General features: G+C 33.3%; 16 protein-coding genes and 1 riboswitch. Of the genes, 11 read left to right on the top strand and 5 right to left on the bottom strand.

From position 1 onward, the window contains the following. Positions 1-242: 242 nt before the first annotated feature. From C6368_RS02525 to C6368_RS02560, 8 genes are all read left to right on the top strand, one after another. Entirely contained in the window at positions 243-3,734 is a 3,492-nt protein-coding gene (locus C6368_RS02525; RefSeq protein WP_107037607.1) for a toxin-antitoxin system YwqK family antitoxin, read from the top strand. A gap of 15 nt (positions 3,735-3,749) precedes the next feature. Continuing rightward, positions 3,750-5,492 (top strand): hypothetical protein, encoded by a 1,743-nt coding sequence (locus C6368_RS02530; RefSeq protein ID WP_107037608.1) that lies wholly within the window; start codon positions 3,750-3,752, stop codon positions 5,490-5,492. A gap of 271 nt (positions 5,493-5,763) precedes the next feature. After that, on the top strand, positions 5,764-6,672 hold the full coding sequence (locus C6368_RS02535; RefSeq protein ID WP_159038391.1) for a T9SS type A sorting domain-containing protein: 909 nt from the start codon (positions 5,764-5,766) through the stop codon (positions 6,670-6,672). Between the two features lie 113 nt (positions 6,673-6,785). Beyond that, the gene (locus tag C6368_RS02540) at positions 6,786-7,664 is read left to right on the top strand and encodes a KilA-N domain-containing protein (protein ID WP_107037610.1); all 879 of its coding nucleotides are present in this window, start codon (positions 6,786-6,788) and stop codon (positions 7,662-7,664) included. A gap of 23 nt (positions 7,665-7,687) precedes the next feature. Further along, complete coding sequence (locus tag C6368_RS02545; protein ID WP_107037611.1) at positions 7,688-8,071, top strand: hypothetical protein; 384 nt, start codon at positions 7,688-7,690, stop codon at positions 8,069-8,071. Between the two features lie 10 nt (positions 8,072-8,081). Beyond that, positions 8,082-8,498, top strand: a complete 417-nt coding sequence (locus C6368_RS02550) for a hypothetical protein (RefSeq protein WP_159038392.1) — start codon at positions 8,082-8,084, stop codon at positions 8,496-8,498. A gap of 639 nt (positions 8,499-9,137) precedes the next feature. Then, positions 9,138-9,273, top strand: a riboswitch (cobalamin riboswitch). Between the two features lie 98 nt (positions 9,274-9,371). Next, entirely contained in the window at positions 9,372-10,346 is a 975-nt protein-coding gene (locus C6368_RS02555) for a ribonucleotide-diphosphate reductase subunit beta (RefSeq protein ID WP_107037613.1), read from the top strand. A gap of 347 nt (positions 10,347-10,693) precedes the next feature. Next, positions 10,694-12,343, top strand: coding sequence for a ribonucleoside-diphosphate reductase subunit alpha (locus C6368_RS02560; protein WP_107037614.1), 1,650 nt, complete (start codon positions 10,694-10,696; stop codon positions 12,341-12,343). A 62-nt stretch (positions 12,344-12,405) separates the two neighbouring features. Here C6368_RS02560 and C6368_RS02565 read toward each other — a convergent pair whose 3' ends face one another. After that, positions 12,406-13,632 (bottom strand): DEAD/DEAH box helicase, encoded by a 1,227-nt coding sequence (locus C6368_RS02565; protein ID WP_107037615.1) that lies wholly within the window; start codon positions 13,630-13,632, stop codon positions 12,406-12,408. Between the two features lie 288 nt (positions 13,633-13,920). Between C6368_RS02565 and C6368_RS17200 the strand changes: the two genes are divergently transcribed. Next, positions 13,921-14,097, top strand: coding sequence for a hypothetical protein (locus C6368_RS17200; RefSeq protein ID WP_159038393.1), 177 nt, complete (start codon positions 13,921-13,923; stop codon positions 14,095-14,097). A gap of 229 nt (positions 14,098-14,326) precedes the next feature. Here the strand turns inward: C6368_RS17200 and C6368_RS02570 are convergent, their stop codons facing one another. Genes C6368_RS02570 through C6368_RS02580 form a run of 3 tightly spaced genes read right to left on the bottom strand, consistent with a single transcriptional unit; the run spans position 14,327 to position 17,531 of the window. After that, positions 14,327-15,295 carry a deoxyhypusine synthase family protein gene (locus C6368_RS02570; protein ID WP_107037616.1) on the bottom strand — a complete coding sequence of 323 codons (969 nt, stop codon included), beginning with the start codon at positions 15,293-15,295 and terminating at the stop codon, positions 14,327-14,329. Further along, the gene (gene speB / locus C6368_RS02575) at positions 15,295-16,140 is read right to left on the bottom strand and encodes an agmatinase (protein WP_107037617.1); all 846 of its coding nucleotides are present in this window, start codon (positions 16,138-16,140) and stop codon (positions 15,295-15,297) included. Before speB ends, C6368_RS02570 begins: the two co-directional genes overlap by 1 nt. Continuing rightward, positions 16,140-17,531: a type III PLP-dependent enzyme domain-containing protein gene (locus C6368_RS02580; RefSeq protein ID WP_107037618.1), complete on the bottom strand. Its 1,392-nt coding sequence runs from the start codon at positions 17,529-17,531 to the stop codon at positions 16,140-16,142. The genes speB and C6368_RS02580 overlap by 1 nt, the downstream gene beginning before the upstream one ends. 158 nt (positions 17,532-17,689) lie before the next feature. On the opposite strand from C6368_RS02580, the gene C6368_RS02585 reads away from it, so the two are divergent. Continuing rightward, positions 17,690-18,142 (top strand): Lrp/AsnC family transcriptional regulator, encoded by a 453-nt coding sequence (locus C6368_RS02585; protein WP_107037619.1) that lies wholly within the window; start codon positions 17,690-17,692, stop codon positions 18,140-18,142. Between the two features lie 1,117 nt (positions 18,143-19,259). On the opposite strand, the gene C6368_RS02590 is transcribed toward C6368_RS02585, so the two are convergent. Next, positions 19,260-20,033 (bottom strand): XRE family transcriptional regulator, encoded by a 774-nt coding sequence (locus C6368_RS02590; protein WP_107037620.1) that lies wholly within the window; start codon positions 20,031-20,033, stop codon positions 19,260-19,262. Positions 20,034-20,085: 52 nt separating this feature from the next. Between C6368_RS02590 and dinB the strand changes: the two genes are divergently transcribed. Next, positions 20,086-21,300, top strand: a complete 1,215-nt coding sequence (gene dinB, locus C6368_RS02595) for a DNA polymerase IV (protein ID WP_107037621.1) — start codon at positions 20,086-20,088, stop codon at positions 21,298-21,300. Positions 21,301-21,302 lie beyond the last annotated feature (2 nt).

A 21,302-nucleotide genomic window follows, 5' to 3' on the forward strand; every position in this document is an offset into this window, starting at 1 on the left:
TAGAAGTTCGCTTCTATTAATGAGGGATAATCCCAAAATTTTCAAGACCTAACTGATAGGATGCTCAGAAAAAGAAATAATCTAAGAATTAGAATCTTTCACGCATTTATCCAAATTGATTACCTTTAAAGATTAAGTAAATAAGTTATCGTAATAAGAATAATTGTGGATCTTCTAATATTACATTGAACCCACTACCAATCAAACTGTACATCTTTAAAAAAGAACAATAGAACGCTAAAATGAAAACCCTACAAAAGTTAATTCTTCTACTCCCTTTCCTCCTCTTCTTTTCAGTTTCTTCCTTTTCACAACAAGGAAAAAATTCTCATTTGGCCTTTAAAACATTAGCCGGAAAAGACACTATTTTTAACAAAAAGGAAATTATTATTCGCAACACAAATAAAGATACTTTAGAAATTAGTGGATTTAAAAATGGAGTATTGCATGGAGAGAAAAGACTGTTTTATAACGACGGAAAAATAAAACTCATTGCGAATTACAAGAAAGGTTTACTCCATGGTAAAGTAGAGAGTTTCACACCACGAACTGAGCAAATTAGCAGAACTGAACATTATCTTGCCTTACCTGAAGAAAATATTTCAGTTATACATGGTAAAGTTATTATTTACTACATGGGAGGAGAAATTCAAGAAGAACTTAACTATGAAAAAGGATATAAAAATGGAAAGTACACAGTTTATCATTCCAACGGAGAAATCCGAGAAAGAGGTACTTTCCAAAATGATTTGCACATTGGAAATAAAATTGTCTATCAAAAAAATGGTAGACTTCGAAGTAATGAGAATTTCATAATAATTGAAAATCCTAATTATGTAAAAATCTTTGGAGAAAATAACAAAGAAAAAAAATCTTCTAATTTAAGAAAGGAAGTTCAGAACGTTCCTAAAAAGTTATCTGTGTTGGATGGGAATGCTAAATATTATCATTATAACGGGGATCTTTCATCTGATTTACAGTTCAAAAAAGGTAAAAAGGATGGATTATGTAAGGAATATCATCAAGACAAAATCAATTCATTAAAGTCTGAAGTTGAATTCAAAGATGGATTCGAACATGGTTCATTTATCCGCTATAACCAAAATGGTCAAATTGAACGACAAGGGATTTATTACAGGTTAATTACCGTTGACGACACTCTTTACAAAAATGTTTATGATGGTAAAATCACGATTTACAATTCTGGGAAACTCCAGCGCATCGAAAATTGGGAGAACTTCATGAGAAACGGTGTTCAAGAAGATTATTCTTATCACACAGGAGAGTTGACTACCAGAACTCATTTTAAAGACAATCTAAAATTCGGAATTGAAGAAAGATTTGATGCCGAGGGATTAAAAAGCTACGAAGCACATTTTGAAATCGTAAATCTTGATGGTAGGAAAGGTTCTCAGAAAACGGGAATTGAAACGTACTGGAATAAAGGAAAAATCAGTAGTAAAACAACTTGGATCGACGGAAAGAAAGAAGGTAAAACCATGACTTACTATGCAAACGGTCAAATTGAAAAAGTAATGTATTTCAAAAATGGCGAACTCGATGGGAAATATTTGACTTATTATGAAAACGGAAAATTGAGAGAAGATTATAACTATCACCTCATGTATAATTCTCGGAAATTTATTGGATGGAACCGAACTTATGACGAACAGGGAAATCTAACAAGAATATTCAATGCTCTAGGGAATGATAAAAACAGCTTAGACCTAAACTTTGAAAAGGGTAATTTAATTGACCTTGCCATTCATGATGCTTTTCAACTGTCTATTTCGAATGACCAAAATATTAAATCAATTCACCTACTAAAGCATTCTCGACCACTTTTTGGATATAAAACGTTTACGAATCAACAACTGAGAAGAATTCATTTTGTAGCGGACAAACATCATTCCAATACTGCGAATTTCACTACAAATGGTGAACTAAATCAAATTTATACAAGCACAGGTAATTCAATTGATGAACCTAAAATAAATAAAATTGCCGAAATTATTGCTGCTCAATACAATCCAGAGTGGAATGATGAAAAGTTAGTTAAAGAAGGTTTTAAAGACGGGAAACATCAATGGAAGTATAAAGATGGTTCAATATTTTTTGAAATGGAATTTAAAGACAGTCTGCCCAATGGAAAATGGATTTCTTACAACCCAATTGATGGTGACACTTTAATTCATGCTGAATATAAACATGGTTTACCAATTGGAAATTGGGTTGAGAAATCAGTTGATGGAGTAGTTAAATTACGAATTTCGTATTACCCTAATCACCAAATAAAAGAAAACTACAGTTTTGCTAACGAAGAAATGCTCAGAGAAGTAAGAAAATATGATAGTCAAGGAAAAGAAACTTATTATGCCGATTTCTACGAAAATGGAAATTTAAAAAGTATGCGAGAACCCGAGCTAAGCAACAGCATTTACATGTGGGATAATGGAGATACTTCAAACTTTAACATCTTATACACAGATGAGGATTCAATAAGAATAGAACGTCAATTTTATAAAGGGAATATCTTAAAATTACAACGAAAAACCAACTACTCCACTGGATTAGGAACTGTAGAAACATATTTTGAAAATGGACAATTAAAGACTTCTCACAAAATGAAAGATGGAAAGTCGAATGGAGCTTATCAACAATTCGATGAAAACGGTAAACTTTTGAATCAAGGCCAATTCAAGGATGGTAAGCGACATGGACAATGGATTAAATATGATGAAAATGGACTTGCAGAGATTAGTTTGTTTGACAATGGTGAATTTATAATTGACCGAAGTCAGGAAGACCCCAACGCATGTGTATGTTACGATAAATCCCTACAAAGTGGGAAAATAGGCTATGCCGGAGGACTTTATCATTTTGAAGAATTTGAAAATGTTAAAGCTTTTATTCCTAAGAAGGTAATTCCAATTGACGACTTTAACTACGGAAACATCTTTTATCTCAACTTACAAACTGATAATAACAGAGATGGTGGATATACGAGCATGAAACTTTTGATGTTTAAGGAATTTGCTTTTCATTACCCAGCGGTAGATTATCTAAAATTCAACCTAAATCCGTGTAAAACGGAAGGATACATTAGCAATATTGAGGGAAGTTTTAGATATGGTTTTAATGGAGAAGGAACAGTTTATGCTACTCTCATCACCAAGAAAATTGCTGTTACTTTACAAAACAATCCATTGGTCCAAATCAATAATGAGACTCCTTTTAAAGTGCTTTTCGACACCAAGGGAATGGATTTTGACAAAAATGGAATCAAAAATATTCAATTTGTAAATGAAGACAGCACTTGTTACCCGAAAGGGATAATAAATAATGTTTTTGAAATTGATATTCTGAATGCAAAATTAAATTTCAGACCATATTTGAGTGGATTTTATAATCTTCCTCTATTAACTAAAGAGTCAGAACGATTCTATGGACTTGTAATTAGTAAAGCAGATCTTTCTTTTGATTTTATAAATGGTAGTGATACGACTAAAATTGAAGCAACTTCAAACAACATTCTTGCAGGAGCGAATTATGTTGCCGCTAGAATTAACGTTGAAGGAGAATTAATTAATGACAAATCATTCAAACCTAAAAACAGTACTATTCCAATTGACATTGATGTTCTACAGCGATTTTTAGAGGAAAAAGGATTCTATCGCGTGAAAATAGAAATCGTAGAAGGAAACATGGCCATTGAATTTTTTACAGAAAAATAGTTTAAAGACAAAAAAATGAAAAAATTATCAACAATATTGACTTTAGGCTTATTCTCTATCATAGGTCATTCGCAGATTTTAGACGTTTATCAAAATAAAGAATATTCAGTTTCATCTTATGTTTTAAGCGCTGAGATAGAAAAGGATTACTCTCCAAGGAAATTGGAAATCGTTCATGACCAGAAAAAAGACAAGAACGAGGTTTGGTCAAAAATTGAAGATCAATTCTTCGCTATCGCAACAAAAACGGTAAATGATGAAGTTTCCTTCTTTCAGTTAAACAATAAAGCACTGAAATATCAAAGTCAGATTGAAAAATGGAACCGATTACAAGGAAATGAAAATAGGTATTCTGTTAATCCAAAATTCAAATCCGTTGACATCAGACTGATCAGTGTACTGAATAATTGCGGAATTTATTCCATCAATTATAATTTTGAATTCAACAATGGAGATCGTTATGGAAAAGATGAAATCCCAATGACAAAATATTATTTAGCTGACTTCGAGAAAAACAAAATAACTGAAATCAACGACGCTCCTACTCCTATTCAACAAAGTCAACTAAAGAAATTAACCCTTTCAAAATTCAAGACTTTATATTTGTTACAAACTCAAAAAATAGATTTAGATAATTTAGAAAGAATTGAAAGCATTAGCAAGAATGAAGAAAAAGGGGTAGAAATTGGAACTAAACTCTATTTCTCAGAAGCAGTGGTATATCCCTTTACAAATGGAGTTATTGTGGAATTCCCTCAAAATTCAAACTCAGCAGAACTCTTCAATAATGAATCTTTTCGTGTATACTTAAAAGGAGATGAAGTTGAGCAATTACTTTCTGTTTATCCAGAATTCAAATCTGCATTTAAAGATAAATTAGTTCAGCCTTCCAAAGAAAAAATTGAAGAATTGACAAATGACGATAATTTCGATTTGGCTAGATTCCAGCGTCATCCAAAAGAATTACAAATGCTTGATATTCTTGATTTCAACAGAAAAATTTACTCTATGGGAATCACGAGTTATCAACTCAATGACACTAACAGGAGATTTATGGGAACAAAGAAAATATTCCTAAACAAGTCGCAACAGGTTGATAAAATTGAACATCTTGGAGAAAACAAGAAGATCAGACGAGAAGAAATATATAATTACAATTCTGATAATCAGATAATAAGAAGAAACACAACGGATCGTGAAAAGTCGCTAAAACTATATCATTACAAAAACGACCTTTTAGATTATATTGAAGATTATGAATTAGATATTGAACCAAATTATGAAGGGAATCATGTCGATTTATATATTCAACAAGAGCATGTTGTTTACAGTAATAATTATAAATATGTCGTGAGAATAAATTTGGTTGGAGAGTTTAACACGCGAGGATACACGCACTATCGATTTGTCGAAAAGAATAAATTTTGCACCAATTCCTATTGTATTTTGACAGATGACGACCAAAATATCATTGGCGTCACACAGAAAAGGTCTGGATTAATCGATATTCTCACCAATGAAAGAAATCAACCGCTTGAATCATACATTGACAATGACAGGCACCAACATTTCTTTACTTATGATGCACAAGGAAGAATTATAGAACTAGACTCAAAATCTGACTCACGAAGTTCTTATTTAGTTACTTACAAATATCATTTAGATAAAACTAAAGCTTTAATAATTAAAGAAGTTAGACATTCTTATTCCAATGAAACTGTTATTGAGCATGTTTATGAATTTGAGTTTTGGGAGTAAATGGAAATAATTCTAAAAGAAAATGACCACGAGATAAAATCTCACGGCAGCATTTTATTTAGAATTCTATTAGGAAGAACAATAGTTTTTCAATTCCAAAATTATTCTTAAATTAATATCAGTTAACATTAATTGATTGTTCGGAGCAACTCTCCCTTTGGAGGGAGATACAGAGGGAGGATATGCAAAAATAAATCTTAATCTGAAACTCCGTGTTTTTCAATTCCAAATTAAAACCCTAAATTTAATCATCACAACAAAACACACAAACATGAAATCACTTCTAGTTTTCTCATTTCTACTTCCTACACTCCTATTTAGTCAAATCACGCATCACTTTTCGAATCAAGATTCAAAATGGAACGTAGCAAAATCATTCACTGCAGCCACCCAGGAACATCCGAGTTTTGTAGCAACTACAACAACAGTTTTTGGAATACAAGGAGACAGCACGATAAATAGCGAAGTTTGGTCAAAAATTTATTCTACAAGTGATTCTTTCTTCCAAAACAATCTAGTTTTTGAAGGATTAACAAGGGTTGATAATGATTTGATTTTGTACAAAAACGGAACAAACCCAATTGATACGCTTTATAATTTTGATTTAGTAATTGGAGATAGTGTATTTTATGATTTTGACTACTTCACTTCATGGATTCATGTAGATGAAATTGAAACCGTTCAGTTGAACGGAGAAAGTTATAGAAAATTCATTTTTACTGAACCAACTGGTCCCACAGCTTTTGATCACTTAAGTGAAGTTTGGATTGAAGGAATTGGGAGTGTTCATGGGCCACTTTTTCCAAATACACCAACTAAATTTAGTGGAGAAGTTCCAGATTCAATGTTAATGACTTGTTCTTTTTCAAACAATCAAGATTTCTTTCAGCATCCATCCTATTCTGATTGTTATGTAAATATCACTTTAGGAATTGAAAATCAAGATGCTTTAGATTTTAGCATATATCCAAATCCGGTAAGTTCGATTCTGACGATTGAGAGTTCACAAAATATAAATGGAGAAATCGAGTTTTTTGATGTGAATGGGAAGTTGGTAAAAACGATGGAATCTTTTGGTGAAAAGGTTACAATTGATGTTTCTGGTTTTGAGAATGGAATTTACTTTTTGCATTTTGATGTTGGTTCTGGGAAAGTTGTGAGGAAGGTATTAGTTGATTGAAAAACGAATTAAAAGCCTAAGCCAAAATTATTTATGGATTTTATCAATTTCTTCGTATTTTCATTAATGATAAAGGAACAAATTTAAATAACCCTCTCTAAATCAATAATTTTATGACTGGAAAAAAGAAACAAATTGAAGTTGAACAAAAGATCATTGCAATCACATCTCATAATGATGATGATTATATTTGTTTAACTGATATGGTGCGTGGAGAAGAAGGAAATGATCATATTAGAAATTGGATGAGAAATAGAAATACTGTAGAATATTTGGGCATCTGGGAACAATTAAATAATCCAAGTTTTAAAGGTGTCGAATTCGACACCTTTAAAAAAGAAGCAGGATTAAACTCATTTAATTTGACACCAAAAAAATGGGTAGACAACACTGATGCAATAGGGATTATATCTAAAAGTGGAAGATACGGTGGCACTTATGCTCATAAAGATATTGCTTTTGAATTTGGTGCTTGGATTAGTCCGATGTTTAAACTTTTACTAATAAAAGAATTTCAAAGGTTAAAGAAAATAGAATCTAATCAATATAATTTAGAGTGGGATGTGAAAAGAGTTCTTAGTAAAGTAAATTATCAAATTCATACTGATGCAGTTAAAAATCATATTATCCCTAAATCAACTCAAAAATTTGATAATTTATGGATTGAATATGCTGAAGAAGCAGACTTATTAAATGTCGCTTTATTTGGTTGCACAGCCAAGCAATGGAAAGAGGCTAATCCGAGTCTTTCTTTAAATGGTCAGAACATGAGAGATTTTGCGAGTATAAATGAATTAGCGGTTCTTTCTAATCTTGAATCTATAAATTCCGAATTAATTAGAAATGAAATAAGCAAAGAAAATAGGTTTGAGAACTTGAAAAGGATTGCTATTCATCAGTTAAGTATAATCGATAAACTAGACATAATAAAATCAATCAAAAAACAATCGGACTCAACCTTTTTGGATGCTCAAAATAAATTTAATAAATAGATTTTTTTTAAATTGAATAAATTATGAGATGGTCTTATTTTTTCAAACATTGGATAACAACTGTTCTAATAGGATCTTTGATTTACATCTTTCTCAATAATATTACTGTTCCATTTTTCTCTACCTCTATTGAATGGTTTTTAATCTTAATCTTGTTTAGCGCAGTATTTTCATTTCCAACATTTATAGTTTTAGCTTTTGTTTTCAATTACCTTGAAAATTTTGAAATCGAAATCAAAAAAGTAAAAGTAATTCAAATTTTATCCACAATTTCAGGAGTGGTTTTATCGGAGTTAGTAATAGTGCAAAATATTACTTTGGAGACAACTTTAGGCTATTCTCTTCCAGCAGTTATTTCAGGAATGTTCTTTAAATTAAAAAAGAAAGAAACTGAAAATATATCTTAATTTTAAATTTATGAGATGGTCTTATTACTTCAAACATTGGTTTACCACGGTAGTTTTGGGCTCTATGATTTTCATGTTTCTCAATGATTCGACAGTACCCTTTTCCTCTTCCTCTTTTGAATGGTTTTTAATCTATATCCTTTTTAGCGCTGCATTTTCATTTCCAACATTCACTATTCTAGCAGTAATATTCCAATATTTTGATGATATAGAGGTTGATTTAAAAACAGCAAAAGCCGTTCTAATTTCATTAACAAGTTTAGGGGTTGTTTTAACACAATTAATAATGACGAATGATATTTCTTTTGTTATATCGTTCAGTTATTCTATTGCTGCAATTATTTCGGGAATGCTCTTTAAATTAAGAAGAAAAGTCAATCAAGAAGATATTCCAAACCAATCAAAAATTACTCAAAATGAAGATTAGCAATAAAATTTGGAAGATTTTAAACATTCTAAGCATCTCAGCCATCCTAATAAATGCCATTTTATTGATTTTCAGAATCAAAGATCATATACAAAATCTCGATTCTCCATTATTACCAAAATACGTTTCAATTTATATGTATGGATCTGAGATAAACCTCACCTGTTTTACTTTAGGCGCTCTGATTCCTGCGCTATTTCTGACATTTAGAAAACTATACATCTTTTCAATTCTTGTGATGACTTTGTTTCTTATCGTAGGATTTCTAATTAAAGAAAAGGTCTTAATCCATGAGCACTTCTATTTTCTAACTCAATTTAATTAATTAACAGAAAGAAAAGTTATTTTTTTTATTCTACATAAAACTAATTTTTCCACTTCTTGAAAAAAGTCCGAAATGAAACCACTCTTCCTAAAGGTTACAATTTCCCTTGCAATATTATTGTGAACCTTAAAATATATTGATAGTAGAACATTTCGTTATGATGTTTTTAAAGAAATTTAAATAATTACGATGACACTCTAACATCCTTCTAATAATCAAAACCTTACCCTACTTCTCAACAATTTTTGTTCATAACTCCAAAATTATTTTCCTTCCTCCTCTTACATTCTTATCTATATTTGACCAAAATCCATTTGTTAAGACAACTTGATATTTCTATTAAGAATATTAAATGGAAAATGAGGAATCATGTGAAATTCATGAGCTGTTGCGCAACTGTAAGTGGTACAAAACCATAAGCCAGATACTCAATCTTAACAAGTAGAATTTTGTTTTCGCATGAAAAACAAGGTTCCGAAGCGAGTTAATTCTCCATCTTCTCTCCTATTTTTTATGCAATTGTTTTAACTATTTAAAAACTATTTGCAATGGGAATTTTCGACAAACGTATCAATTACAAGCCATTTGAATATCCAGAGGTAATGGATTTCATTGAAAACATCAACAGAACTTTTTGGGTTCATTCTGAAGTAGATTTTACTGCAGACACTCAAGATTTCCACTCTCACCTTCAGGAAAAAGAAAAACAAGCAATCAAGAAAAGTCTTCTGGCAATAGCTCAAATTGAAGTGGCTGTAAAATCATTTTGGGGAAATCTTTATGAACACATGCCAAAGCCCGAGTTTAATGGATTGGGAAGTACTTTTGCGGAATGTGAATTTCGTCATTCTGAAGCTTATTCTCGGCTTTTAGCTGTTTTAGGGTATGATGAAGAATTTGAACATATAATCGAAATTCCAACCATCAAAAAGAGATTAGAATATTTGGAAGATGCGCTCCAACATTCGAAATCAGACGATAAAAAGAAGTACATTTTCTCATTAATTTTATTCTCTATTCTAATAGAAAACGTTTCTCTTTTCAGTCAATTTGCAATTATTCTTTCATTCACAAGGTTTAAAGGATTAATGAAAAACGTGAGTAATATCATCTCATGGACTTCAATTGACGAGCAAGTTCACGCCAAAGCTGGAATTTTCCTTGTCAATAAAATCAAAGAAGAATATCCAGACTTTTTCGATGCAGAAACAATAGAGGAGATCAAAAATATCGTTAGACAATCAATTACCGTTGAATCAGAGATTCTAGATTGGATTTTTGAAGATGGAGAAATTGATTCGGTCAGTAAAGAAAACTTAATTCACTTTATGAAATTTAGAGTAGATGAAAGCTTAGATCAAATCGGTATTGGGAAATTATATCACATCAGCACAGAACAATATCGCCCAATGGCATGGTTCGAAGAAGAAATTTTCGCCAATTCTTTGGACGATTTCTTTGCTAAACGTCCTACAGAATATACAAAGCATGATAAAAGTATTAGCGCTGCAGACTTGTTCTAAAATGAGAATAATAATTGATGCCTGATTAAAAATCATATCATTAATTAAATTAGTATAAAGATTATTTTAAGCTATTGGATGGATTATCTTAAGTTTCATAATCGAAGGGTTCGGGGTTTCCAAGTGAAAGTGAGTTATCATGTGGAATTGCATTTCTCTTGCAGAGAAATATAGCATGGAGCATAGATAATCTCATGTTGCATAGCATTCACCTAGGAAATCACCTTGATTTTTTGTTTCGTTTTTTATCAAGAAAAAATGAAAAAGAAGAAAGAAGAAAGTTTAGAGGCTAGTCTATATATGTGAAACTTATTTTAATCAGAAAACATTTATAAAAATATACAACTATGGAAAACTTGTGGTGGCTCAATGATGAAAGTGAGCAAATTTTAAACCGAGGATATTTACTTAAAGGAGAAACAGTAAAAGGTGCAATAGAACGTGTTGCAACTGCGGCAAGTAAGCGCCTGTACAAACCTGAATTAAAAGAACCATTTATCGATCTTATTGAAAAAGGATGGATGAGTTTGAGTTCTCCAATTTGGGCGAATATGGGAACAGAGCGTGGTTTACCTATTTCTTGTTTCAATGTGCATGTTCCAGATGGAATTGAAGAAATCACACACAAACTAGGTGAAGTCATCATGCAAACCAAAATTGGTGGAGGAACTTCGGGTTATTTCGGTGAATTGAGAGCACGTGGTAGTGCTGTAACTGACAACGGACAAAGTAGCGGCGCAGTTTCTTTTATGAAACTTTTTGACACAGCAATGGACACAATTTCTCAAGGTGGTGTTCGTCGTGGTGCTTTTGCTGCTTATTTAGACATTGATCATCCAGATATTAAAGAATTCCTTCAAATTAAAGACATCGGGAGTCCCTTACAAAACCTATTTTCTGGTGTTTGTGTCTCAGATTATTGGATGGTTGAAATGATAGATGGTGATATGGAAAAACGTGAAATTTGGGCCAAAGTTCTAGAATCACGTCAACAAAAAGGATTGCCATACTTGTTTTTCACAGACAATGTAAATAAGAACAAACCTCAAGTTTATAAAGATAAAAGCATGAGCATAAATTCAAGTAATTTATGTTCTGAAATTATGTTGCCATCAAGCGAAGAAGAGTCATTCATTTGCTGCCTTTCTTCAATGAATTTGGAGCTTTATGACGAATGGAAGGATACAAATGCGGTTCAATTGGCTATATTTTTCTTAGATGCAGTTCTTCAAGAATTCATCGCAAAAACAGAAAACAATTATTATCTAGCTTCAGCAAATAGATTTGCAAAACGCCACCGCGCACTGGGATTAGGTGCAATGGGTTGGCATTCTTACCTTCAAAAAAACATGATTCCATTTGAAGGAATGCAAGCGAAGCAATTAACCTCATCAATATTCTCACACATAAAAAATGAAGCCGAAAAAGCGTCAAGAGAATTGGCTGATATTTACGGTGAACCAGAATTATTGAAAGATTATGGAATGAGAAACACAACGCTACTTGCGATTGCTCCCACTACATCATCTTCTGCTATTTTGGGACAAACTTCTCCAGGAATTGAACCTTTGAGCAGCAATTACTATAAAGCTGGATTAGCGAAAGGAAACTTTGTAAGAAAAAACAAATACCTTAAGAATCTGCTTGTTGAAAAAGACCTTGATAATGAAGAAACATGGAGAAGTATCATGTTGAACCAAGGAAGTATTCAGCATTTAAAAGAATTAACTGCTGAAGAAAAAGCTGTTTTCAAAACATTTAAAGAAATTAGTCAATTGGAAATTATCCAACAAGCTTCAATAAGACAGAAATTTATTGATCAATCTCAAAGTTTAAACCTAAATATCCCTTCAAATTTGCCAGTTAAGGATATCAATAAATTAATTATTGAATCATGGAAATTAGGTGTAAAAACTTTATACTACCAAAGAAGCCAAAGTGTTGGTAAAGAATTTGTGGTGAAGAACTTGGTGGAATGTGTTAGCTGCGAGGGTTAATTAATTTCGAATTTTTGAATTACGAATTACGAATTGAACACATTCGTAATTCGTAATTAATTTTACCATTCATTTCCTTTACCCGTTCTCTTTTCTTCTTCGGCCATCAATTTCCTCCAATCATTCGTTCCGTCTTCAGAATCTTCTAAAATGGCGCTATAATCTTGTTTTGAAAGATCATAAATTGCAATTTCAGTCCCATTGTAAGCCTCAATTGCTGATAATAAAATCTTTTCCCCTTCACTGCAAAATGAAATAGCGACACCTTTTTCTTTTCCACGTCCTGTTCTACCTACACGGTGAACATAATTTTCTGGTTCATCTGGTAAATCGTAGTTAATTACTGCTCCAATTCCAGGAATATCAATTCCACGAGCTGCAACGTCTGTCGCTACAAGAATTGAAACTTCATTGTCTTTGAATTTTCTTAAAACCTCAAATCGGTCTTTTTGCTCCACATCTCCATGAATTGTCACCGCTTCAATTGCCACACGCTCCAATGCCTTAACTACTCGTTCTGCACGAACTTTCGTTCTAACAAAAACCATAATTTTCAAACCTTCATTTTCTTTTACGATGTTCTCTAAAAAGAAACGTTTATCGTCCATTTCAACAAATGTAACGGCGTGTTCAATATTTTTAGCAACAGGATCTTTTGGTGAAATTTGAATACGAATGGCATTTCTCACCAAGTTATAAGCGATTTTCTTAATGTTCTTGTCAATTGTAGCTGAAAAGAACAAAGTTTGACGTTTCTGAGGAATATGACGCATCAAATCTTGAATGTCCTTGATAAAACCTAAATCCAACATGTGATCGGCTTCATCTAAAACCAAAGTCTGTAAGCGATCAACCTTTAAAACACCTTGTGAAATCAAGTCGAACATTCGTCCAGGCGTAGAAATAACAACATCAATTCCGTTGTCCAAATCTGCTATTTGATCATCTTGTGAAACACCTCCCATTAAAGAGCGAGAACGAACATCAATTCCTTTTCCTACTTCAGCAAATACCTTTTGAACTTGTTCAGCCAATTCTCTTGTTGGAACCATCACCAAAGCACGAACAAAATGCTCAGAATTCTTTTCTAATTGATTGTGAATTGAATTTAAAATAGGAATCACAAAACTCGCTGTTTTACCAGTTCCCGTTTGTGCGATTGCCAAAACATCCTCTCCATTCAAAATCGGTTGAATTGCCTTAAACTGAATATCTGTGGGCCTTGCCCAACCTAGATTCTTAATTTCAGTTTTTATAACTTTCGCTATTTTATAATCTTCAAATTTCATGGTGCAAAATTACGATTTAAAGTTGGGATTGGGATTGTATGGTTGAATATAAATGTAGCGCTGTAAAGGAACGCGGATGACACGAATCTCCGAACGCGGATTGGTCGCGGATTTAAAAAATCAAAGAATGTAATAATTACATCTAAAATTTCGATTCGAAGCCTTTCCTTCTTTGAAGAGGGATTAAGGAAGAGGACTCTAGTTTCTAAATCTATTTAAATTCATGTAATCCTAAAACTCAATTTACTAAAATAAATAATTTCGATTTTTTTTTGTGTATTTGATAATATGGGAGTTCAAGTAAAAATAGGATTTAAAGAATTACTGAAAATAGTAAAAACACTGCCTAAAAATCAGTTGGATAAACTTTTGGATGAAATTGAAAAAGGAAAAATGACTAAAAAATCAGAATCTATTCTTGAAGAACTACTTTTAATAGGACCTGTTGCAACTAAAAAACCTTAAGTTTCTTACTAAGATTCGGAAATAAATTAATTTTACTGCCAAATCAAAGTAGAATAACTTAATCGACTAAAACATAGTATCTAATTCACTTTACCCTTTAAATAAACTCATAAAAAAATCCGTGTATATCCGCGTTGCTTGCATCCGCGTCATCCGCGTGCCATCATCCACAAAAAAAATAGCGCAGAACTTCCGTCCTACGCTATTAAAATATATATAACGTTTTTATCTACTGATCCAACAAGTAAGCAAACACCAACGGCGCTACAATCGTAGCATCCGATTCAATAATGAATTTTGGTGTATCGATTCCTAATTTACCCCAAGTAATTTTCTCGTTTGGAACTGCTCCAGAGTATGAACCAAAACTTGTTGTAGAATCAGAAATCTGACAGAAGTAACTCCAGAATGGTGTATCCTCACGTTCTAAATCTTGCGCCAACATCGGCACAACACAAATTGGGAAATCTCCTGCGATACCTCCACCGATTTGGAAGAAACCAATTCCTTCTTCACCAGCGTTGTTTGTGTAGTAATCTGCCAACCACATCATGTACTCAATTCCTGACTTCATTGTCGAAGGTTTCAACTCTCCTGTGATGCAGTAAGAAGCGAAAATATTACCTAAGGTTGAATCTTCCCAACCTGGAACGATAATCGGTAAATTTTTCTGCGCAGCTGCAACCATCCATGAATTTTTAGGATCAATCTCATAGTATTGCTCTAAAACTCCAGATAAAACCAATTTGTATAAAAATTCATGCGGAAAATAACGTTCTCCTTTATCTTCAGCATCTTTCCAAATATCAAAAACATGTTGTTGTAAACGACGGAATGCTTCTTCTTCAGGAATACATGTATCCGTAACACGATTTAAACCTCTTTCTAATAATGCCCATTCGTCTTCAGCAGTTAAATCACGGTAATGTGGTACACGTTCGTAACTGTCGTGAGCTACTAAATTCATTAAATCTTCCTCCAAGTTTGCACCTGTAGTTGAAATCATGTGAATTTTGTCCTGACGAATCATTTCTGCTAATGAAATTCCTAACTCAGCTGTACTCATTGCACCAGCAAGTGAAACCAACATTTTCTTTCCTTCTGCAAGGTGTTTTTCATACCCTTTTGCCGCATCTACAAGCGCTGCAGAGTTGAAATGTCTGTAATTGTACTCGATAAACTCTCTAACTTTCCCCATTATGAATTAAATTTATAGGATAATATTTTATATAATAATTTTGCTGCCATAAAATCTGGCGCTGGAACTCCTTCTACTGGAGCCAACTCTACAATATCAAAACCAACTAAGGTTTTCTCTTCTATTACTCTTCTCACTAAAGTGATTACATCATACCAATACAGTCCTCCTGGTTCAGGCGTTCCTGTTGATGGCATAATTGACGGATCAAAAACATCCAAATCAATTGTTAAGTAAACTTCTTCCCCTAGCTGATTGATTACCTCATCCATCCAGTTTGAAGTTGAATTAATGCGGTACATGTCAAAGAAATTCTCCTCTTTTACGAATGGTAATTCTACTGAATCCATACTGCGAATTCCAACTTGAACAAGATTCGTATTTTTTGAAGCTGCGTGTAAAGCACAAGCGTGATTACAAGCTGATCCATGAAATTCAGGTCTTAAATCTGAATGTGCATCCAACTGTAAAACGGAAAGATTCTCGTATTTCTTTTTGAATGAACGAATCGCTCCAATTGAAATAGAATGTTCTCCTCCGAATAAACTGACAAATTTCCCAGTTTCGATATATTCATCTGTTGATTTTTCAACGGCGTCACACATCGCTTCTGGTGAAGATTCTTCTGTTACTGTGGGAGCAATGAAAATTCCTTGTTCATAAACTTCAGAATTCGTTTCAATGTCATACAACTCCATGTTTTCAGAAGCATCCATCAATGCTTCAAACCCTTTGTCAGCTCCTTTTCCATAAGTCGAAGTTCCGTCATAAGGCACAGGGATAATCACTACCGCTGCGTTTTCTAATTTCCCTAATTCTTCAGGGATTCCTCCAAATGTTCTCATTAGTATCCTAATATTTTAAGCATTTCTTCACTCGTTTGTTGTGGAGCAAATAGTTCATCAACTAATTCTCCGTTTTCATCATGACTCAATAATATATGTTTTGGACTTGGAATCAAACAGTGCTTAATTCCTCCATACCCTGAAATTGATTCTTGATACGCTCCACAGTTAAAGAATCCAACATGCATTGGCTCTTTTTTATTATAAACCGGCAAATAAATCGCGTTTGTATGTTGCTCTGAGTTATAATAATCATCACTATCACATGTCAATCCACCAAGGAAAACACGTTCGTATTTCTCATTCCAGCGGTTAATTGGCAACATAATAAATCGTTTGTTAATCGCCCAAGAATCTGGAAGTGTAGTCATGAAAGAACTGTTAATCATATTCCATTTCTCTCTATCGTTTTGCTTCTTTTGATCGAGAATAGTGTACACCATACCTCCTGCTTCAGCGACTGTGAAAGAACCAAATTCCGTAAAAATATCTGGGTGACGTGCATCTACATGATCTGCTGACAATTTAATTTGCCCAATAATTTCATCTACTAAATATTCATAATCGAAGTCAAAAGCTAATGAGTTTTTCACTGGAAATCCTCCTCCAACATTTAAATACGTAATGTCAGCGTCATTCTTTATCAAATTTTCATAAACGCTCAAGAATTTATGTAATTCGTTCCAATAATAGGCATTATCACGAATCCCTGTATTCACGAAGAAGTGTAACATGGAAAGTTTAAACTTCTTGTGATCTTTTAGTTTCCAGTTGTAAAATGAAACAACGTCTTTATATCCGATTCCTAAACGAGAAGTATAGAATTCAAATTTTGGATCTTCCTCAGAAGCGATACGAATTCCTATTTCTAACTCAGCATCAATTTGCTCATCTAGAATATCAAACTCTTGAAAGTTATCAATTACAGGAATTACTTTAGTAAATCCAAGCTCCAATAACTCTTTGATTTTCTTAATGTACACTTCGGTTTTGTAACCATTACATAGAATGTAAGCGTTCTTATCTAGCTTTCCTTTCTTGTGTAAAGCAATCAAAATATCGATATCAAAAGCAGAACTCGTTTCAATATTGGTTTTGTGTTTTGTGCACTCCTCTAACACAAAATTAAAGTGTGAACTTTTTGTACAATAACAGTATTCGTATTTTCCTTTATAATCCTGTTTTTTGATACTTGTATTGAACCAATTTCGACAGCGTTCAATTTGCTTCCCAATTACAGGAAGGTATGTAAATCGAAATGGAGTTCCGTATTTTTCAATCAATGCATTCATGTCAATACCTCTGTATGACAATTCACCATTTTCAACACTAAATTCCTCTTGTGGAAAGTCAAACGTTTGCTCTATAAGATCTTGATATTTGTTCTTCATTTTATATTTTAGAAATTAAACTTTTCATTTAAAGTTTTGATTTTGTAAAAGATTAAATCGCTGCAAATTTGATTCAAAAAAGTGATATAAAATACTAATAGATAAAAATTAGTATATTTTACTACTTAACCTTATTTTTACAGCTAAAAACACTAAACATGGATAATATTGATCAAAGAATCCTTGAAATTCTCCAAACGGACTGTTTAAAGACCGCTAAAGAAATGGCTTCAGAGCTTTCCCTAACCACTACTCCTATATATGAACGGATAAAGAAACTAGAAAAAGCTGGATATATCAAGGAATATGTTGCTTTATTGGATGCTGATTTACTCGGGAAATCAATTGTTGTTTTCCTTAACCTTACTGTGAAAGACCATCACGCATCTAAACGAACAGAATTCATTCAACAAATGGAATCTTTAGAATCAATCACTGAATTTTATCACATTTCTGGGTCTTATGACTTCTTGGCCAAAGCTAGATTTTCAAACATTAAAGAATACCGTGACTTCTTGGTAAATGATGTCGCTTCGATTTCTAATATTAGTGATATTGAATCTCAGATTGTGTTGGAAGAGTTGAAGTATACGACTAAGGTGATTATATAGAATTAACCGCGGAGGACGCCAAGATTTCGCTGAGGTGACACCTTTGGTGTTGAGGACACTGAGGATAAGCCTCTGCACACTTCGCGAAAACTCTGTTCCCTCTGCGGTAAAAACGGTTAAAACTTCCCATTAAAAACAAAATCAAACAAACATTTCCCTCAGGTGAATCCTTTGTGAACTCAATTCCCTGTGAACTTCGCGTATAACTCTGCGCCCTCTGCGGTTAAACAGTTAAAACTACAATAACATAATTTTTNATTCCAAACAAACATTTGCCTCAGGTGAATCCTTTGCGAACTCAATTCTCTGCTTACTTTGCGTATAACTCTGTTCCCTCTGCGGTAAAATCAGTCAAAACTTCCCATTCAAAACAAAATCAAACTAATATTTACCGCAGGTGAATCCTTTGCGAACTCAATTCTCTGCGTATAACTCTGCGCCCTCTGCGGTTAAACAGTTAAAACTACAATAACATAATTTTTTACCGCGAAGAACGCCAAGGTTTCGCTGAGGTTACACCTTTGGTGTTGAGGACACTGAGGATAAGCCTCTGCGGTTAAGTTAAATCACAACATACCAAACCAATATTCAACGAACTTGAACTCTTTGTGAACTCAACTCTCTGCTTACTTTGCGAATAACTCTGCGCCCTCTGCGGTTAAACAGTTAAAACTACAATAACATAATTTTTTTACCGCGAAGAACGCCAAGGTTTCGCTGAGGTTACACCTTTGGTGTTGAGGACACTGAGGATAAGCCTCTGCGGTTAAGTTAAATCACAACATACCAAACCAATATTCAACGAAGTTGAATTCTTTGTGAACTCAACTCTCTGCTTACTTTGCGAATAACTCTGCGCCCTCTGCGGTTAAACAGTTAAAACTACAATAACATATTTTTTACCGCGAAGAACGCCAAGGTTTCGCTGAGGTTACACCTTTGGTGTTGAGGACACTGAGGATAAGCCTCTGCGGTTAAGTTAAATCACAACATACCAAACCAATATTCAACGAAGTTGAATTCTTGGTGAACTCAACTCTCTGCTTACTTTGCGAATAACTCTGCGCCCTCTGCGGTTAAAACTGAACTCAATTCTCTGTGAACTCTGCGGTAAAAACTACTTCAAACTCTTCTTCAAAGCCTCCAACTCCACTCCCAGCCCATTAAACATTTGAATAATACTACTCAATTTCAACTCATGTTCTTCATACTCCTGTGTATTGATACTACATGTAAATTTCCACAATTCTAAAACCTCCGAAACAGGTACTTCATAAGGTGGGTAGCTTGGGTTATCTGGCTTCAATAAAAAGGATTGCTTCTCTTCTACCAAATTCACCAATCGCTTATAAGTCATTCCGTCATCTTTTGTGACTACAATATAGGACAACCCGCTTTTTGCTTCTTTGATATTCTCTACAAATTCTGCCACTACATAAGAACCATCTTTCATCGGTAACATGGAATCTCCTTTAATGGGAAAAGCCCTGTGTTTTCCTGTGGGTAAAAATGGCAACTTTATCTTCTCCAATTGCTCGATATATTCAGGATCGTCATACCCCAACAAATATCCTGCAGAGGCTTTTGAAGATATAACCTCAATCAGATTCTCGTTATCATTATCTACAGTAATCGGAAACAAAACCCTTTTATTTCCCACTTCGATGAATGAAACATCTTTCGCTTTTGTTAAATCATTTTTAATGATAATATCAATTGGAATTTTAAAATAAGCCGAAAAATCAATCAAAAACTCAATGGTTGGCGAAGATCTGTTTTCTTCATAAGAACTTATTCTTGATCTTGTTACAGACAATTCCTCAGCCAAGACTTCTTGTGTTAACTTCTTTAAGCGCCTTAAATGTTTTATGTTTTTTGATAAATTATTCATAATGCTACAATATTGAGCAACAAATGTATGAATTTGTAGCTAATTTTGCACTATGGAAAAGAATATTTTACATCTTGATTTAGACACTTTCTTTGTTTCCTGCGAACGACTGATTGATAGTAGGTTACAAAAAAAACCACTATTGGTTGGCGGAACTGGAGACAGAGGTGTTGTGGCAGCTTGTAGTTATGAAACAAGAAGATTTGGTGTGCATTCTGGTATGTCAATGAAGATTGCTAGAAGGTTGTGCCCAGAAGCAATTATCATTCGAGGAAACACCGGTACCTATTCTAAATACTCCAATATTGTTACAGATATCATTAAAGAAAGTGTTCCCATTTTTGAAAAAGCAAGTATCGATGAATTCTATGCAGACCTTTCTGGAATGGACACCTATTTTGGGAGCTATAAATATGCTTCTGAATTGCGTCAGCAAATTATCAAAGAAAGCGGATTACCAATTTCTTTTGGGATGTCTCAAAATAAAATTGTTTCTAAAGTAGCCACTGGCGAAGCAAAACCAAATAACCAATTATTGATCAACGCAGGTTTTGAAAAAGACTTCTTAGCGCCTTTATCTATCAAGAAAATACCTTCTGTTGGTTCAAAGACCTATACTATTTTAAGAAATCTTGGAGTAGATAAAGTAAGGGTAGTTCAAGAAATGCCTTTAGAAATGATGATTAGTGTCTTAGGTAAAAATGGAAAAACGATTTGGAAACGAGCGAACGGAATTGACAACCCACCAATTATCGCCTTTCACGAACGTAAATCTTTATCAACCGAAAGAACGTACAGTAAAGACACCATTGATATGGTAAAACTAAAAACAACCATTTTTGCAATGGCGGAAAACCTAGCCTATCAATTAAGAAAAGGGAATAAACTAGCAGGAACAATTAGTGTGAAAATTAGATATTCGGATTTCAACACCTACAACAAACAAATAAAGATACCTTATACAAGCGCAGACCATATTATCATTCCTAAGGTTTTAGAATTATTTAAAAATTTATATCAAAGAAGGTTACTCATTCGGTTGGTAGGTGTTAAGGTTTCTGACATTGTAAGTGGAAATTATCAAATCAACCTTTTTGATGATACAGAGCAAATGCTCAAACTGTACAACGCCATGGATACTGTTCGCGATAAATATGGAGAATTAAGCATTATGAGAGCTTCTTCTATGGGCGCAAAATCTATAGGAAGATTTAAAAATCCCTTTAATGGTGAACCACCTTTAGTTTTAGCCCACAGAAAACAGTAAGT

It is taken from the genome of Brumimicrobium mesophilum, from assembly GCF_003025005.1.
In the GTDB taxonomy this organism is placed as follows: Bacteria; Bacteroidota; Bacteroidia; order Flavobacteriales_D; family Crocinitomicaceae; genus Brumimicrobium; species Brumimicrobium mesophilum.

Bases quoted from the DNA above. Each gene is read 5' to 3' on its own strand.
- C6368_RS02590 (WP_107037620.1), bottom strand. From the start codon at position 20,033: ATGAATAATTTATCAAAAAACATAAAACATTTAAGGCGCTTAAAGAAG.
- dinB (WP_107037621.1), top strand. From the start codon at position 20,086: ATGGAAAAGAATATTTTACATCTTGATTTAGACACTTTCTTTGTTTCC.
- C6368_RS02550 (WP_159038392.1), top strand. From the start codon at position 8,082: ATGAGATGGTCTTATTACTTCAAACATTGGTTTACCACGGTAGTTTTG.
- C6368_RS02535 (WP_159038391.1), top strand. From the start codon at position 5,764: ATGAAATCACTTCTAGTTTTCTCATTTCTACTTCCTACACTCCTATTT.
- speB (WP_107037617.1), bottom strand. From the start codon at position 16,140: ATGAGAACATTTGGAGGAATCCCTGAAGAATTAGGGAAATTAGAAAAC.
- C6368_RS02530 (WP_107037608.1), top strand. From the start codon at position 3,750: ATGAAAAAATTATCAACAATATTGACTTTAGGCTTATTCTCTATCATA.
- C6368_RS02540 (WP_107037610.1), top strand. From the start codon at position 6,786: ATGACTGGAAAAAAGAAACAAATTGAAGTTGAACAAAAGATCATTGCA.
- C6368_RS02585 (WP_107037619.1), top strand. From the start codon at position 17,690: ATGGATAATATTGATCAAAGAATCCTTGAAATTCTCCAAACGGACTGT.
- C6368_RS02570 (WP_107037616.1), bottom strand. From the start codon at position 15,295: ATGGGGAAAGTTAGAGAGTTTATCGAGTACAATTACAGACATTTCAAC.
- C6368_RS17200 (WP_159038393.1), top strand. From the start codon at position 13,921: ATGGGAGTTCAAGTAAAAATAGGATTTAAAGAATTACTGAAAATAGTA.
- C6368_RS02525 (WP_107037607.1), top strand. From the start codon at position 243: ATGAAAACCCTACAAAAGTTAATTCTTCTACTCCCTTTCCTCCTCTTC.
- C6368_RS02560 (WP_107037614.1), top strand. From the start codon at position 10,694: ATGGAAAACTTGTGGTGGCTCAATGATGAAAGTGAGCAAATTTTAAAC.
- C6368_RS02565 (WP_107037615.1), bottom strand. From the start codon at position 13,632: ATGAAATTTGAAGATTATAAAATAGCGAAAGTTATAAAAACTGAAATT.
- C6368_RS02580 (WP_107037618.1), bottom strand. From the start codon at position 17,531: ATGAAGAACAAATATCAAGATCTTATAGAGCAAACGTTTGACTTTCCA.
- C6368_RS02555 (WP_107037613.1), top strand. From the start codon at position 9,372: ATGGGAATTTTCGACAAACGTATCAATTACAAGCCATTTGAATATCCA.
- C6368_RS02545 (WP_107037611.1), top strand. From the start codon at position 7,688: ATGAGATGGTCTTATTTTTTCAAACATTGGATAACAACTGTTCTAATA.